Below are 15,365 nucleotides of genomic sequence, written 5' to 3'. Positions count from 1 at the left end.
TCCGGCGTGCGCGCCGGAGCCGCGGAGCGGGCGGGGCCGCCGGATCAGACGAAGGCGCTCTGCCCGGTGATCGCCTTGCCGACGATGAGGGTGTTCATCTCACGGGTGCCCTCGTAGCTGTAGAGCGCCTCGGCGTCGGCGAAGTGACGGGCGACGTCGTAGTCGAGCACGATGCCGTTGCCGCCCATGGCCTCGCGCGCCCACGCGACCGTCTCGCGCATCCGGGCCGTCGCGTAGGCCTTCGCGAGCGCGGCGTGCTCGTCGCGCTGGGTGCCGTGGTCGAGCATCTGCGAGACGCGGGTGACCATGGCGATGGAGGCGGTGATGTTGCCGATGCTCTTCGCCAGCAGGTCCTGCACGAGCTGGTGCGCGGCGATCGGCTTGCCGAACTGCTGGCGCTCGGTCGCGTAGCGCAGGGCCGCCTCGTAGGCGCCGATGGAGTTGCCCACGGCGGCCCAGGCGACCTCGGCGCGGGTGAGACGCAGCACGGCGGCGGTGTCGCGGAAGGTGTTCGCGTTCTGCAGGCGCAGGCGCTCCGGCACGCGCACGCCCTCGAGCACGATGTCGGCGTTCTGCACGATGCGCAGGCTCTGCTTGTTCTCGATCTTGGTGGCGGTGAAGCCGGGGGTGTCGTTCGGCACGATGAAGCCGGTGACCTGGCCGTCGTCGGCCTTGCGCGCCCAGATGACGGTCACGTCGCTGAAGGTCGCGTTGCCGATCCAGCGCTTCGCGCCGTCGAGGATCCAGTCGTCGCCGTCGCGGCGGGCGACCGTGCGCAGGCCCTGGGCGCTGTCGCTGCCCGAGAGCGGCTCGGTCAGGCCGAAGGCGCCGATCAGCTCGCCCGAGGCGAGCTGCGGCAGCCACTCGGCGCGCTGCTCCGGCGAGCCGGCGACGCCGATCGCCCCCATCGCGAGGCCGTTCTGCACGCCGACGTAGGTCGCGACGCTGGCGTCGACCCTGGCGAGCTCGAGCGCGACCCAGCCGCGGTAGACGGCCGAGTTCTCGAAGGTCTTCGTCTCGTCCCACTGCATCCCGAACACCGGCTGGCGGTGCAGGCCGGGCAGGATCTCGCGCGGGAACTCCGCCTTCTCCCACGCGCCGTTGACGACCGGCTTGACCTCGGCAGCGAGGTAGGACCGCAGGCCCGCGAGCGCGGTCTTCTCGTGCTCGGGCAGCAGGTCTTCGAAACCGTAGAAGTCGCTGCGCAGGGTGCTGAACGCGGTGGCGTCGCTCGCGGCGGCGGCGGGCTCGGAGGTGAGGGTCATCGGTGTCTCCATCGGTCCGATTCGGCGGGTGGCGTCGGCAGGCTAGTCCGGCTCGCTGGGGATGCCCGAACGGCTTGGTAGTTTGATGCATCGGCGGCCCAGACCACCCTGGCCGTCTTGTAGGTCGCCACAGCCGTCGCCCGTCGGCCGTGGTGGACATCCGCCAGGAGACTCCCCGCATGCTCGTGCCCATCACCAACACGCCCCGCGACTACGCCTGGGGCTCGACGACGGCGATCGCCGAGCTGCTCGGCACGGCGCCGAGCGGGGCTCCGGAGGCGGAGCTGTGGCTGGGCGCGCACCCCGGTTCGCCGGCGCGCGTCGCCGACGGCTCGGGAACGCTGCTCGACGTGGTCGACGGCCGGCTGCCGTTCCTGCTCAAGGTGCTGGCCGCGGCGTCGCCGCTGTCGCTGCAGGCGCATCCGACTCCGCAGCAGGCCGAGGCCGGCTTCGCGCGCGAGGAGGCGGAGGGCGTCGCGATCGACGACCCGACGCGCAACTACAAGGACTCCTTCCACAAGCCCGAGCTCATCTACGCGCTCAGCGAGAGCTTCCGGGCGCTGTGCGGCTTCCGCGCGACGGCCGAGACACGGGCGGTGCTGGCGGATGCCGCGGGCGACCCGGCCATCGCCGACCTGATCGAGCGCCTCGGCGACGACGCGCAGCTGCGCCCCGTCTTCGAATGGCTGATCACCCGCGGCGAGGGCGTGGATGCGCTCATCGCCGCCGTCGTGTCGGCGTCGGCGGCCGAGTCGGCGCGCGGCCTCAGCTGGGACACGGTGCGCCTGCTCGCCGACGCCTACCCCGGCGATCCCGGCATCGTGATCTCGCTGCTCATCAACACGGTCGAGCTGACGCCCGGCGAGGTGCTCTACCTGCCGGCCGGCAACATCCACGCCTACCTCGGCGGCCTCGGCATCGAGCTCATGGCCTCGAGCGACAACGTGCTGCGCGGCGGGCTCACCCCGAAGCACGTGGATGTGCCCGAGCTGCTCGGCGTGCTCGACTTCCGGCCGCTGCCGGTGCCCTACCTCGCGCCGGAGACGCCGCGACCGGGGGTGCGGGTGTTCCGCCCCGACGTGCCCGACTTCGTGCTCACCGTCGTCGACGAGGCGGCGCTCGCCGAGGGCGTCGACCTCGCGCTCGACGGCCGCCCCGCGATCGCGCTGTGGGCGCAGGGGAGCGGTGCGGTGAACGGAGCGGATGTCGCGCACGGCGGCGCCGTCTACTTCGCCGAGGAGCCCGTCGCGACGCTGCGCGGCAGCGGGCTGGTGTTTATCGCGAGCGTCGGCTGAGGGTCGCCCTCGCCGCCCTCCTCAGCGCGGACCCTCGGTCGTATTCCGCACCCGGCATGGAAAGCGAGGAATGTTGTGGTTTCGTGATCGCGACAGGTGTCGGATGGGCGTCGTCGTCGCTACATTCCGAGACATGACCTCCGCATCCCGGGTGACTCTGTGACCGACGATCCGTACCGCGGCACCGCGCCGTCGCCTGGTCCGCGCCGCCGTCGCTGGATGCTTCCGACCGCGATCGCAGGAGGCGTCGCCGTCGTCGTCGCCGCGGCCGTCGCGATCGCGTTCGCCGTGAGGCCCGGCGCCGACGTCGCCGCTCCGAGCGCATCGCCGAAGCCGACGGTCGCGCCGTCGACGAGTTCCAGCCCGACGCCGCCCGCCGCGCCCACGCCGCGTATCCGGATCGATTGCGAGAAGATCCTCGACCACGCATCCCTCGAGGCCTATCTCGGCGGGGCGCCGAAGCTCGAGCGGGATGCCCCCGACTCGCTGCTCCGGGTCCGCTGGCTTCAGTCCGGCGGGCTCGGGTGTCGCTGGTCCAGCGGAGCGGCGTCGTTGCGGGTCACCGCGATCCCCCTCGACGCGATCCCGGCCGCGACGCAGTATCTGCGAGACGACTACGACGATCCGTCATCGCCCGTCTCCGCCCCGGATGCACCCCGCGTCGACTGCGACGACTTCGGTGGCGGCTGCCAGGCGAGAGCCGCGTCCGATCGGGTCGCGATCGTGGTGCGCGACGTCGACGGCTCTGCGGAGCGTCGGGACGAGTTCGCGGCGATCGCGACGCAGGCAGCGTCGGCGATCGCCGGCACGGTGAGCATCGCCGCGCCGTGGAGTGCGCCGTACCCGAGCTCGGTCGTCCTGCCCTCCGAGTGCACGGACATCGATCCCGACGGCGTCATCGCTCGGAGCCTCGGGATCGACCGGCTCACGTGGTTCGCGACCGGGGGCGACGGGTACGGACTGCTCGAGAACGCCACGGTCTGGCAGGGTCCCTGGCTCTTCTGCGGCTCTGAGTCGATCGCGGGCGGCGCGAGCCCGCTGATCTCGTCTCTGCCGCTCAGCCGGTGGTCATGGGATCGGCTCGCAGGGCGGCTGGCGGCGGACGGCGCCGAGCGCATCGACGTCGCGGGCGCGGAAGGGGCGCTCCTGGCCGCGAGTCCCGCCCAGAATGGCGACGGGTCGCTGTCTCTCTCGCTCCTGCGCGGTGACGCTGTCATCCAGTTCTCGACCTACCACCCGTCGGATCCCGACGCCGCTCGCCGCGAGCTCGTGAGCGCGGTCGAGGCCTGGCTCGCCCGCTACGGAGGCTGACCCCGAGGCTCACGCTGGCGACTCGCCCTTCCGCCTGTCGGAGGTCATGTTTACAGTGTTCACATGCGGACCTTCGGGCAGATCCTGGTCAACACCGCCGTCGCCAACGTCACGACGAGCTTCCTCTGGTTCGCCCTGACCTTCTGGGTGTACCTCGAGACGCGGTCGGTACTCGCGACGGGCATCATCGGCGGCGCGTACATGCTGCTCGTGGCGCTGTTCTCGATGCTCTTCGGCACGATCGTCGACCGGCACCGCAAGCACCGGGTCATGGTGTTCGCCGGTGCGACGACGCTGATCTCCTTCGGCGTCGCCGGCGTGCTCTACCTGCTGTTCCCCGAGTCGCGGCTGCTCGATCTGGGCGGGCCGATGTTCTGGATCTTCTCGGCGATCATCCTGTTCGGCGCGGTGATCGAGAACATGCGCAACATCGCGCTCTCGACCACGGTCACCCTGCTCGTGCCCGAGGAGCGTCGGCCGAACGCCAACGGCCTCGTCGGCACCGTGCAGGGCCTCGCCTTCATCGTGACGAGCGTGTTCAGCGGTCTCGCGATCGGCCTGCTCGGGATGGGCTGGACCCTGCTGATCGCCATCGCGCTGTCGGCGCTCGCGCTCATCCACCTGCTGTTCCTCAGCGTGCCCGAGGAGCAGCCCGAGCGGGAGGGGGAGCGCCAGCCGCTCGTCGACATCCGCGGCAGCGTGCGGGCGGTGCGCGCCGCGACCGGGCTCTTCGCCTTGCTGATCTTCTCGACCTTCAACAACCTCATCGGCGGCGTCTACATGGCGCTCATGGATCCCTACGGCCTCGAGCTGTTCCCGGTCGAGATCTGGGGCGTCGTCTTCGGCGTCGCGGCGACGGGCTTCATCGTCGGCGGGCTGCTGATCGCGAAGTTCGGGCTCGGCAGGAACCCGATCCGCACGCTGCTCATCCTCGTGATGGTGATGGGCGTGCTCGGCGCGCTGTTCACGATCCGTGAGTGGTGGTGGCTCTACGCCGTCGGCATCTGGCTGTACATGATGCTCATCCCGGCGGTCGAGGCCTCCGAGCAGACCGTGATCCAGCGGGTCGTGCCGTTCCGCACGCAGGGGCGCGTCTTCGGCTTCGCGGCGGCGTTCGAGTCGGCGGCCGCGCCGATCACCGCCTTCCTCATCGCGCCGATCGCCGAGTTCGCGATCATCCCCTTCATGAAGTCGGATGCGGGGCGCGCGCAGCTGGGATGGCTCGTCGGCGAGGGGGAGGCGCGCGGCATCGCGCTGGTCTTCCTCGTCGCCGGTCTCGTCATGGTCGTGGCGGCGGCGCTCGCCTTCCTGACCCGTTCGTACCGCACGCTGTCGCGCCAGTATCTCGAGAGCCCGGCGCCGCAGCCGGATAGGACGGGCGACGGCTCCGGAGTGCCGGGAGGCGGGGTGTCGCCGGTCGTCAGCTGAGGGCGGTGCTCGACGGCCGCGGCGGGGTCTGCGGGCCGCCCCTGGCGCGTATTCCGCGAGCGGCATGAAAGATGAGCATTGTTGCGATTCTGTGATTCCGACAGCTGTCGGATGGACTCCGTCCGCCAGTAGATTCCGGACATGCCCTCCGCTCGCGCAGCCTTCGCGACCATCGCGACGCTCGCCTCCCTGACCCTCCTGGCCGGCTGCGCTCCCGCCGCCGACCCTGGCTGGGCCTCGAGCCCGAAGCCCGGCGCTTCCGCCTCGGCGGCGATCCCCGCCGGTGCGCTCTTCGACGGCGACTGCAGCCGCCTGCTCCCGCTCTCGGACGTCACCCGCGTCACCGGTGTCGCCGGCGAGCTCGATCGCAATGTCGGCGGGCACGGAGCCGCGCCGCGCGCGGTGGCCGGTCTCGACTGCGAGGGCCTGATCCGCGTCGGTTCGCACGACGACTGGGTGCAGTACTCCGTCGGAGTGGTGCCGGCTGGAGTCGGGTCGGCGCAGCAGATCGCCGTAGCCACCGGCGCCCAGCAGGGCTGCCCGGCCCCGGAGACGGCACCCGGCAGCGGCGTGCCGCAGTGCTTCTTCAGCGCGGTCCGCCACGGCTGGTGGTACGACTTCCGACTGAGCGTGTCGGTGGAGGGCAGCGATGCCGCCTCGGTGGAGCGCCAGGCCGCGGCCGCCCCCCAGCTCGTCGCCGTCATCGAAGCGGCGCTCGACGGCGTCACGGCCCCGTCGCTCACGCGCGTGCCGTCCCGGTCGCCGCTCGACTGCGCCGCGCTGGGCGTCGCGGGCGGCGTCGAGCGCGTGCTCGGAAGCGGGCTGATCTCCCCGGCCTCGCCGGACCAGTCCTCGTCCGCGGCCGATCCCTATCCGCACTACCACCAGCTCTCCGACGCGGCGTCGGCGCGGGCCGGCGAGACGACGTGCTCGTGGCGACGCGCCGACGACGAGACCGGGTATCAGGCCATCGGCGTGACCGTGCTGCCCCGGTCGACCGCGACGGTCGACCAGTGCGCGGAGTCCGGCGAGGCCGTACAGCTCTCCGGAGTGAAGCGGGCCGTGCGACTGCCCTCGATCAGCCTCTCGGCCGACCTGTGCGCCGGTGACGGCACGAGCAGCCTCGTCACGGCATCGCCGTATGGCCCGGACGGGACCGACTACGACTGGACCGACGCCGCGCTCGCGACCGCGGCGACGTGGATCCCCGGGATGCTCGCCTACGCGAGCCGATGAGAGGACGCCCATGAACTCGCGACTCGGATCGATCGCCGCGCTCGCCCTGCCCGTCGCGATGCTCGTGACGCTCGCCGGCTTCACGGCCGCACCGGTGGCATCCCCGTCGCCGAAGCCCACGGCTTCGACGAGCCCCAGCGCCGAGCCGACTCCGCCCACGACGCTCGACGTCGCCTGCGCGGACCTCGCCGACGCGGATGCCGTCGCGGCGGCACTCGGTGTCGCGGTCACGACAGCTGCGTCGACCGACATCTTCGATACCCGGGGATGGGCGGTCCTCGCACGCGGTGGCGTCAGCTGCGTCTGGGCAGCGTCCGATGGCGTCGCTGCCAGCCTCGCGATCGACGTGCTGCCGGTCGCCGCGGTCGAGGTCGCGGCCGATGTCGCTGCCGGCGTCGACTGCCCCTCCGGCAGCGAACTCTGCGGGATCTCCGTCGCCGACGATCGATTCTGGGTCACCGGGCTCGCCGAGAGCGTGCACGCCATCGACTTCGCCGCGACCACGGCCATCGGATCCGCAGTGCTCGCGCGCCTCGGTGGCGTCGCCGTGCCGGTCGTCGCGCCGGTTCCGACGGATTCCTGCGAGGACGTCGCCGCACGCATCGACGTGCCCGCTCTCGCGGGACGTACCGACGTCATCGCGCGCGGCGGCAACTGGCCGGCGCCGTGGACGGCGGGCTATGCGGCCGCGGCCGAGGCGGGCGGCTGGCTCTCCTGCATGCTCTTCGACGAGGCCTACGAGTACACGGTGCTGTTCTACGTGCTGCCCCGCGGCAGTGCGGTCGTCGACGAGCTCATCGCGGCCGGGAATCCGGAGATCCCCGTCGACGGCGCTCGGCGCGCGGTTCGGGTCCCCGATCTCGGGCTCTTGAGCGAGAAGGGCGATCTCGTGAACGTGCGGTGGGCCGCCACCACCGCGGCGAGCCCCGACCTGACGCCGCTCGGTCTCGCCCTGCTCGGCGCGGTGCGCTCCTGACCGCGGCTCCGTCGGCGCCCTCAGCTCGCGACGCGCGCGCCGAAAGCGCGGCGGTAGTCGGTCGGGGTCGTGCCCAGCACCTTGAGGAAGTGGTGGCGCATGACCGCCGCCGTGCCGAAGCCGACCCGCTGCGCGAGCGGTTCGAGGCCCAGGTCGCTCTGCTCGAGCAGCTCCTGCGCCCGGATGAGGCGCTGACGGTTGAGCCAGGCGGCGGGCGTCGTGCCGAACTCGGCGCGGAAGCGGCGGGCGAAGGTGCGGCCCGACATGAGGGCGCGACGGGCGAGGTCGTCGACGGCGAGCTCCTCGTCGAGGTGCTCCAGCATCCAGTCGGCCAGGCTCGCGAGCGAGTCGTCGCGGCATTCGGGCACGCTCACCTCGATGAACTGGGCCTGCCCGCCGTCGCGCTGCGGCGGCACGACCATGCGCCGGGCGACGACGTTGGCGGCCGCGGCGCCGAACTCGATGCGCAGCAGATGCAGGGCGGCGTCGATGCCCGAGGCGGTTCCGGCGCTCGTGATCACGCGGCGGTCCTCGACGAAGAGCACGTCGGGGTCGACCTCGGTCTGCGGGTACTCGGCGGCGAGCCGGTCGGAGTGCATCCAGTGCGTCGTCGAGCGGCGCCCGTCGAGGATGCCGGCCTGCGCCAGCACGAAGGCTCCGCTGCAGACGCTCAGCACCCAGGCGCCGCGTGCCTCGGCGTCGCGGATGACCTGCAGGTAGCGCTCGTCGGTCTGCTCGATCATGTGCGCGGGCACGGTGATGAGGTCGGCGTCGGCGCAGGCCGAGAGGTCGTCGTCGATGTTCATCGAGAACCCCTGGCTGGTTGGCACCGGGCCGGGGTCGGCGGTGACGACGTGGTGTTCGAACACCGGTCCGCCCATGGCGCTGCGGTCGATGCCGAAGACCTCGCACATGATGCCGAACTCGAAGGGCGCGGTGCCGGGGATGACGAGGGTGGCGACTTTGCGCAGCATGCGGACTCCGAAGGATGCGACGGGCGGGTCGGGGTGGATGGGCGGGCGCTTGGCAGGAATGTGCCGAGATGCGGCTATCCTGCCACTCGTGGCGGGATCTGTCGATGCCTAGCGTTTCTGCCATGTTCAGCATCGCCTTCCTCCTCCTGCTCGCCGCCGGCGGCCTCGTCGGCATCGCCTCCGCCATCCGCTCCGTCGCCCGCGACGGTTATGGCCGACGCCCAGCCGTGCCCCGCTAGCCTGGGCGGCATGACCTGGCTGGTGACCGGCGGCGCCGGATACATCGGCGCGCACGTGCTGCGCGCCCTCCGCGACGCGGGCCTCGAGCCCGTCTCCTTCGACGACTACTCCTCGGGGCACGAGGGCTTCGTGCCCGACGACGTGCCGGCGATCCGCGGCAGCATCCTCGATGGTCAGGCCCTCGAGCGCGCGATCACCCAGCACGGCGTGACCGGCGTCATCCATGTCGCCGGCTTCAAGTACGCCGGGGTCTCGGTGCAGCGCCCGCTGCACACCTACGAGCAGAACGTCACCGGCACGGCGACGCTGCTCGCGGTCATGGCCGACCGCGGGGTCGACCGCATCGTGTTCTCGTCGAGCGCGGCCGTGTTCGGCACGCCCGACGTCGATCTCGTCACCGAGGACACGCCGAAGAACCCGCAGTCCCCGTACGGCGAGTCGAAGCTCATCGGCGAGTGGCTGCTGCGCGACCAGGGCGTCGCGGCGGGGCTGCGCCACACGAGCCTGCGCTACTTCAATGTCGTCGGCTCCGGCGACCCGGCCGTCTACGACACGAGCCCGCACAACCTCTTCCCGCTGGTCTTCGACGCGCTCGTCGAGAGGCGCACGCCCAAGATCTTCGGTGACGACTACGCGACGCCCGACGGCACGAACGTGCGCGACTACATCCACGTCGCCGACCTGGCGGTGTCGCACGCGGCGGCCGCGCGACGGCTGGATGCGGGCGAGGCGCTCGAGCCGGCCTACAACCTGGGCAGCGGCGACGGCGTCTCGGTGGCCGAGATCATGGCGGCGATGGCGCGCGTCACGGGCATCGAGTTCACTCCGGAGATCGGCCCGCGCCGTGCCGGCGACCCCGCCCGCATCGTGGCGACCGGCGAGCTCGCGGCGCGCGATCTCGACTGGGCGATGCGCCACACGCTCGACGACATGGTGCGCTCGGCGTGGGATGCGCGGCGCGGCGCGTCGCAGCGCTGACTGAACGAGACACGAAATATCATCCGCGACTTGACTCGTGAGAATCACACGGGTGTAATTACACCCAGCGATCCGGATTCGGTCGAACCGAAGACGGGGCGATCCGAACTGGGAACCGGACGCATCGAGGGGAGAGGCCTGATGGCGATCGACGAGTACCGCCCGCATGTGCCGGACGACTGGTTCGTCGACCCCGTGCGTCTCGGCATCCCGGGCGTCCGCAAGGCGGCCGTCGACGAGGAGGAGAACCAGCTCTCGTGGCAGTCGGACGCGCTCTGCGCCCAGACCGACCCCGAGGCCTTCTTCCCCGAGAAGGGCGGCTCGACCCGCGACGCGAAGAAGATCTGCACCGGCTGCGAGGTGCGCTCCGAGTGCCTGCAGTACGCGCTCGAGAACGACGAGCGCTTCGGCATCTGGGGCGGCCTCTCCGAGCGTGAGCGCCGCAAGCTGCGTCGCAACCGCATCGCCTGAGCCTCGCGCCGCCGCAGCCGTTCGTCTCGCGAGCCGCCGGCCGCGTCGCATCCCGGGCGCACGAGCGGGCGATCGGCTGACACCTAAGCGGGGGTCACGTCTCCGGCGCTGGGCGCGTCATCCCGTGCCTCGTCGCGCCCGCGCCTAGCCTCGACACGATGCAGCCCCGAGTCACCGCGATCGTCGTCGCCCACAACGGCGAGGAGCACCTCGGCCGCACCCTCGCCGCACTCTCCGCCCAGACCCGTCCCGTCGATCGCACGGTGCTCGTCGACGTCGAGTCGGGCGACGGCACGGCCGCGCTGCTCGACGCCGCGGCGGGTTCCGCGCCGGCGGCGGAGAGCATCCGCGCGACGGGCCGCACCTTCGGTGCCGGAGCCCGCGCGGCGACGCGCACCCTGCCGCCCGCCGAGGGGGCCGACGAGTGGATCTGGCTGCTCGCCGCCGACACCGCCCCCGAGCCCGCCGCCCTCGCCGCCCTGCTCGGCGCCGTCGAGGTGGCGCCGTCGGTCGCGATCGCCGGGCCGAAGGTCGTCGACCGCGACGATCACGCGCTGCTGCTCGAGTACGGCGGCACGATGACGGCCCTCGGCACCAGCGTCGCCCTCGTCGACCGCGAACTCGATCAGGCCCAGTTCGATCGCGACGACGACGTGCTCGGCGTCGGCGCGACCGGGATGCTCGTGCGCCGCCACGTCTGGGACAGCCTCGAGGGCTTCGACGCGGGCCTCCCGTCGACCGACTCGGGCCTCGACCTCTCGGTGCGCGCGCGTCTGGCCGGTCATCGCGTCGTGCGCGTCCCCTCCGCCCGGGTCGAGCGCGTCAGCCCGCCGCAGGACTTCGGTCGCCGGCGTCCGACCCGCGTGTCGACCCGCCGCCGTCTCGCCCGGCGCGCCCAGCTGCACCGCCGCTTCGCCTACGCGCCCGGCGCCGCGCTGCCCATCCACTGGCTCGCGCTCGTCCCCCTCGCGCTGTTCCGCTCGATCGGGCACCTGCTCGCGAAGCGTCCCTCGGCTGTCGGCGGCGAGTTCGCCGCGGCCTTCGCCGCCGCCTTCGCACCGCGCGGAGTCGGGGCGGCGCGCGGGCGCATCCGCCGTCACCGCGAGCTGGGATGGGCCGCGGTCGCCCCGCTGCGCCTCACCGGCATGGCGCTGCGCGAGCGGCGTTCGTCGCTGCGCGAGCGCGCCGAGGAGACCCGCGCGGGGGAGGCTCCGCTCGTGCGGGCGGAGTTCTTCGCCGGCGGGGGCATCTGGACGGTGCTCATCGCCGCCGCGCTCGGTGCCGGCCTGTTCTGGTGGCTGATCGGCGCGAGCGCGGTGCAGGGCGGCGGGCTGCTGCCGCTCTCCGGATCGATCGGCGAGCTCTGGAGCAACGCCCTCGGCGGGTGGCGCGAGGTCGGCGTCGGCACGCGCGGGCCGGCCGATCCCTTCGCCGTGCTGCTGGCGCTGCTCGGCTCGATCACGTTCTGGTCGCCGTCGGTCGCGATCGTGACGCTGTGGATCGTGGCGCTGCCGCTCGCGGCCCTCGGCGCCTGGTGGTGCGCGACCCGCATGAGCCGCCGTGCGTGGCCGCCGGCCGTCGCGGCGCTGCTCTGGGCTCTCGCCCCGCCGCTGCTCGTCGCGCTCGGCGATGGACGCATCGGCGCCGTCATCGCGCATCTGGCGCTGCCGTGGTTCGTGCTCGCGCTCATCGAGGGCCGTCGTTCGTGGAGCGCCGCCGCGACGGCGGGGCTCCTGCTCGCCGTGACGGCCGCCGCCGCGCCCTCGCTGCTGCCCGCCCTGCTGATCGCGTGGTTCGGCTGGCTGGTCACGCATCCGCGGGCCCTGCACCGCCTCATCGCCGTGCCGCTGCCGACGCTCGCCGTCTTCGCTCCGCTCGCCCTCGCCCAGCTCGGTCGCGGCACCCCGCTCGCGATCTTCGCCGACCCGGGAGTCGTGCTGCACTACGCCGCCTCGAGCGGCTGGGGGCTCAGTCTGCTCGAGCCGCGCGACGGCGCGAACGGATGGGAGGCGATCGCCGCGGCGGTCGGCCTCGGCCACGTCTACGGCCAGGTGCTCGTGGCCGCGCTGCTCGCTCCGCTCGCGGCGACCGCGCTGGCGGCGCTGTTCCTGCGCGGTTCGCAGCGGGCCATCCCGGCTCTCGTGCTCGCGCTGCTCGGTCTGCTCACGGCGGTCGCGGCCGGGCACCTGGTGCTCGTCGCCGACGGGGCGGATGCGGTGGCGCTCTGGCCGGGCGCGGGCCTCAGCCTCTTCTGGATGGGGCTGATCGCCTCGGGTGCGGTGGCCCTGCAGTCGCTCGACAGGCTCGGCGTGCTCGCCGGCGTCATCGTGCTGGTCTGCTCGGCCATCGCGGTGGGTCCGCTCGGCGTCGGACTCGCTCTGCGGCAGACGCCCGCGCAGGCGGGCACCGGGCAGACGCTGCCGGCGGCCGTCGGCGCGCAGGCGGCCAGCACCCCGCGCATCACGACGCTCGTGATCACGCCGCTGGCCGACGGCACCGCCTCGGCCGAGATCGTGCGCGGATCCGGTGCCGCCCTCGACCGTCAGTCGACCTGGGTCGCGACGAACCCGCGTCTCAGCGCCGACGAGCGCCGCCTCGCGACGCTCGCCGGCAACCTGTCGTCGCGCAGCGGACTCGACCCGCGCGATCAGCTGCGCGACCTCGGCATCGTCTACGTCGTCGTGCCGAAGGCCGTCGACGGCGCGAGCACCGAGCAGGCGGCCGTGCGCGTGCGCATCACCGAGGCGCTCGACGGCACGGCGGCGCTGACCCCGGTCGGCGCGGGGCAGACCCGGTCGGGCGACGCGCTCTGGCGCGTGCCCGGTGCGGAGCCGGCCGAGATCCCGGCGGCGCCGTCGGTCGCCCCGGCCCCGGTGCTCACGACCGTGCAGCTGATCGTGCTCGGCGCGACCGTGCTGCTGGCCGTGCCGACCCGACGACGTCGGCGCGTGGTCTCCGAGACCGGCCTGCCGGGCGAGGACCCCGCCGACACCTTCGCGGAGGATGAGGATGCCTGAGCCGACGAACGAGCAGCCGACGGGCGAGCAGCCGGCGGTCGAGCAGCCGACGGTCGAGCAGTCGGCTGACCCGAAGTCGCCGGCCGCGAAGCCGCCGGCCGCGAAGCCGCGCCGCGACCGCAGCGCGGCTGACAGCGCCGCGCGACGGCGCGCCCTCGCCGGTCTGCGGGCGACGACGGGCGGCGTCGGCGTGCTCGTCGCCGCGGCGGCGATCGCCGCCGTCGGGCTGCTGCCCCTGCCGAGCTTCGGCGAGCCCTCCCCGGGGCTCTCGGTCACGCCGCAGCGCACCGCGCTGCAGCAGGTCTGCCCGGGCGCCATCCTGCGACTCGGCGACGACACCGGGCAGGATGCCGGCACCGCGACCGCGGTCGACGGCGCCGTCGTGCGCGAGAACGCCACCGTCGGCTCGGTCGACAGCACCGGTCTGCCGGGCGCGGCGTCGGCGGCGCGCGTCATCACCTCCGCGCCGGCAGAGGACGCGCTGCTCTCGGGCGCGCAGTCGCAGCGCCTCTCGGGCTCCGACCTGACGGGCTTCGCCGCGGCGGGCTGCCGCGAGGCGAGCTCGACCGCGTGGCTCGTCGGCGGATCGACGACGGTCGGCCGCACGACGCTGCTCACGCTGAGCAACCCGACCGGCGTCGAGGCGACGGTGGCGCTGCGCATCTGGGGCGAGAACGGCGCCGTGTCGGCTCCCGGCATGTCGGGCATCATCGTGCCGGCGCGCTCGCAGCGGGTGCTGTCGCTCGCCGGATTCGCCCAGAACCTCGCTTCGCCGATGGTCGAGGTCGTGAGCCGCGGCGGCCAGATCGTCGCCGCGCTGCAGCAGAGCATCACCCGTGGCGTCGACCCCGGCGGTGTGGACCTCATCGGCGACACCGCGGCGCCGTCGACCACGCAGACGATCCCGGGCGTGCAGATGCCCGGGCCCGACACCGTCGGCGCGCAGCTCGGCGAAGACGGCTACGCCGATCTCGCCTCGGCGCTGCGCCTCGGCAACCCCGGAACCGAGGATGCGACCGTCGACGTGGCGATCGTGCCCGAGAAGAAGGGCGCCGAGGCCACGACCCAGCGCATCCCCGTACCTGCCGGGACGACGGTCGACGTGCCGATCGAAGAGCAGCCTGTCGGCGCCTACACCGTGTCGCTCGAGTCGGACGTGCCGGTGGTGGGCGCGATGCGCACCTCGGTCTTCAGCCCGGCGGCCAACGCGCAGGCCGCCCCGAAGACCGACTTCGAGTGGAGCGTCGCCGCCCCGGCCCTCGCCGAGCGCTCGGCCTTCACGGCCGCCGTCGGCGACGCGCCCCAGCTGCACCTCGTGAACCCCGGCCGCACGGCCGTCTCCGCGACGCTGCAGTCCGCGCAGGCCGCGAAGGCCTCCGTCCTCGAGGTGCCGGCCCGGGGCACGCTGACGGTTCCGCTGACCTCGGGGTCGAGCTACACGCTCGGCGACGCCGCCGGGCTCATCGGGTCGGTGAGCTATCGCGGCAGCGGAGCAGTCGCGGGATACGTCATCGCCTCACCGGGGCCGACCTCGAGTCCGATCACGATCCGCCGCTGATCTGATTTGAGCTGAGCTGAGCTGAGCTGGGCTGAGCTGGCCCGAGCCGAGCCGAGCCGAGCCGAGCCAAGCCGAGCCGAGCCAAGCCGAGCCGAGCCGAGCCGAGCCGAGCCAAGCCGAGCCGACCGGAGCGGCGCCGGGCGCGCGAGCCGCGGCCGGCGACCGACGCGGCTCAGAAGTGCCGGTACCGTTCGGGCGCGATGTCCCAGGGGTCGCGTCCCAGCAGCTCGGCCGTCGCGCGGAACACGCAGCTCTCGATGAAGCTGCGGCGGTGCCAGTCGTCCTCTTTGTGCAGGTGCGCCATCCGCTGGATCGGCAGCCGGTAGAGCACGACACGGCGCGCCTTGCGGTCGACCCGCCAGCGGTCGACGCCGGCGGGACCGGCCGGGCCGAGCGGCAGCCCGGCGATCTCGAACGAGACGCCCGCGAGCTCCTCGGGCCACAGCCCGCGCACGTACTCGACCGCCTCGGCTGCGCACGACTCGAAGAAGGAGTTGCGGCTGGTCAGCAGCGGCAGGTCGGGCCCGGTGACGGGGGAGCGCATCCCGCGCCCGTGACGCTCTCCGGCGCCGCGACGGACGCGCGAGCGGCGGGACGAGCGGGGCATGGCGTCAGT

At 73.1% G+C, this 15,365-nt stretch carries 12 protein-coding genes; 9 read left to right on the top strand and 3 right to left on the bottom strand.

The window, feature by feature from the left end; translation table 11 throughout:
* Positions 1-44: 44 nt before the first annotated feature.
* Positions 45-1,265, bottom strand: coding sequence for an acyl-CoA dehydrogenase family protein (locus tag FJ657_RS00515; protein WP_141161757.1), 1,221 nt, complete (start codon positions 1,263-1,265; stop codon positions 45-47).
* Positions 1,266-1,444: 179 nt separating this feature from the next.
* Between FJ657_RS00515 and manA the strand changes: the two genes are divergently transcribed.
* The 5 genes from manA to FJ657_RS00490 all read left to right on the top strand — a co-directional run bounded on the left by manA (position 1,445) and on the right by FJ657_RS00490 (position 7,511).
* Positions 1,445-2,560, top strand: coding sequence for a mannose-6-phosphate isomerase, class I (gene manA, locus FJ657_RS00510; protein WP_141161756.1), 1,116 nt, complete (start codon positions 1,445-1,447; stop codon positions 2,558-2,560).
* A gap of 159 nt (positions 2,561-2,719) precedes the next feature.
* Positions 2,720-3,871 carry a hypothetical protein gene (locus FJ657_RS00505; RefSeq protein WP_141161755.1) on the top strand — a complete coding sequence of 384 codons (1,152 nt, stop codon included), beginning with the start codon at positions 2,720-2,722 and terminating at the stop codon, positions 3,869-3,871.
* Positions 3,872-3,934: 63 nt separating this feature from the next.
* A complete protein-coding gene (locus FJ657_RS00500; RefSeq protein ID WP_141161754.1) occupies positions 3,935-5,299 on the top strand; it encodes an MFS transporter in 1,365 nt (454 codons plus the stop codon).
* Positions 5,300-5,440: 141 nt separating this feature from the next.
* Complete coding sequence (locus FJ657_RS00495; RefSeq protein ID WP_141161753.1) at positions 5,441-6,535, top strand: hypothetical protein; 1,095 nt, start codon at positions 5,441-5,443, stop codon at positions 6,533-6,535.
* A 10-nt stretch (positions 6,536-6,545) separates the two neighbouring features.
* Positions 6,546-7,511, top strand: coding sequence for a hypothetical protein (locus tag FJ657_RS00490; RefSeq protein ID WP_141161752.1), 966 nt, complete (start codon positions 6,546-6,548; stop codon positions 7,509-7,511).
* A gap of 20 nt (positions 7,512-7,531) precedes the next feature.
* Here the strand turns inward: FJ657_RS00490 and FJ657_RS00485 are convergent, their stop codons facing one another.
* Entirely contained in the window at positions 7,532-8,485 is a 954-nt protein-coding gene (locus FJ657_RS00485) for a GlxA family transcriptional regulator (RefSeq protein ID WP_141161751.1), read from the bottom strand.
* Positions 8,486-8,734: 249 nt separating this feature from the next.
* Here FJ657_RS00485 and galE point away from each other — a divergent pair, with 249 nt between their 5' ends.
* From galE to FJ657_RS00465, 4 genes are all read left to right on the top strand, one after another.
* On the top strand, positions 8,735-9,703 hold the full coding sequence (gene galE, locus FJ657_RS00480) for a UDP-glucose 4-epimerase GalE (RefSeq protein ID WP_141161750.1): 969 nt from the start codon (positions 8,735-8,737) through the stop codon (positions 9,701-9,703).
* A 141-nt stretch (positions 9,704-9,844) separates the two neighbouring features.
* Positions 9,845-10,174, top strand: coding sequence for a WhiB family transcriptional regulator (locus FJ657_RS00475; protein ID WP_141161749.1), 330 nt, complete (start codon positions 9,845-9,847; stop codon positions 10,172-10,174).
* A gap of 158 nt (positions 10,175-10,332) precedes the next feature.
* Entirely contained in the window at positions 10,333-13,191 is a 2,859-nt protein-coding gene (locus tag FJ657_RS00470) for a glycosyltransferase (RefSeq protein ID WP_141161748.1), read from the top strand.
* Positions 13,184-14,749, top strand: coding sequence for a DUF5719 family protein (locus tag FJ657_RS00465; protein ID WP_141161747.1), 1,566 nt, complete (start codon positions 13,184-13,186; stop codon positions 14,747-14,749). The genes FJ657_RS00470 and FJ657_RS00465 overlap by 8 nt, the downstream gene beginning before the upstream one ends.
* A gap of 172 nt (positions 14,750-14,921) precedes the next feature.
* Here FJ657_RS00465 and FJ657_RS00460 read toward each other — a convergent pair whose 3' ends face one another.
* Positions 14,922-15,356 (bottom strand): metallopeptidase family protein, encoded by a 435-nt coding sequence (locus FJ657_RS00460; protein ID WP_141161746.1) that lies wholly within the window; start codon positions 15,354-15,356, stop codon positions 14,922-14,924.
* Between the last annotated feature and the right edge of the window lie 9 nt (positions 15,357-15,365).

The sequence above is a fragment of the Schumannella soli genome (assembly GCF_006517435.1).
Classification (GTDB): Bacteria; Actinomycetota; Actinomycetes; order Actinomycetales; family Microbacteriaceae; genus Schumannella; species Schumannella soli.
Note: the sequence above shows the minus strand (reverse complement) of the source record. Positions and strands in the feature narration are given on the sequence as shown.

Bases quoted from the DNA above. Each gene is read 5' to 3' on its own strand.
- FJ657_RS00515 (WP_141161757.1), bottom strand. From the start codon at position 1,265: ATGACCCTCACCTCCGAGCCCGCCGCCGCCGCGAGCGACGCCACCGCG.
- manA (WP_141161756.1), top strand. From the start codon at position 1,445: ATGCTCGTGCCCATCACCAACACGCCCCGCGACTACGCCTGGGGCTCG.
- FJ657_RS00500 (WP_141161754.1), top strand. From the start codon at position 3,935: ATGCGGACCTTCGGGCAGATCCTGGTCAACACCGCCGTCGCCAACGTC.
- FJ657_RS00495 (WP_141161753.1), top strand. From the start codon at position 5,441: ATGCCCTCCGCTCGCGCAGCCTTCGCGACCATCGCGACGCTCGCCTCC.
- FJ657_RS00490 (WP_141161752.1), top strand. From the start codon at position 6,546: ATGAACTCGCGACTCGGATCGATCGCCGCGCTCGCCCTGCCCGTCGCG.
- FJ657_RS00485 (WP_141161751.1), bottom strand. From the start codon at position 8,485: ATGCTGCGCAAAGTCGCCACCCTCGTCATCCCCGGCACCGCGCCCTTC.
- galE (WP_141161750.1), top strand. From the start codon at position 8,735: ATGACCTGGCTGGTGACCGGCGGCGCCGGATACATCGGCGCGCACGTG.
- FJ657_RS00475 (WP_141161749.1), top strand. From the start codon at position 9,845: ATGGCGATCGACGAGTACCGCCCGCATGTGCCGGACGACTGGTTCGTC.
- FJ657_RS00470 (WP_141161748.1), top strand. From the start codon at position 10,333: ATGCAGCCCCGAGTCACCGCGATCGTCGTCGCCCACAACGGCGAGGAG.
- FJ657_RS00465 (WP_141161747.1), top strand. From the start codon at position 13,184: ATGCCTGAGCCGACGAACGAGCAGCCGACGGGCGAGCAGCCGGCGGTC.
- FJ657_RS00460 (WP_141161746.1), bottom strand. From the start codon at position 15,356: ATGCCCCGCTCGTCCCGCCGCTCGCGCGTCCGTCGCGGCGCCGGAGAG.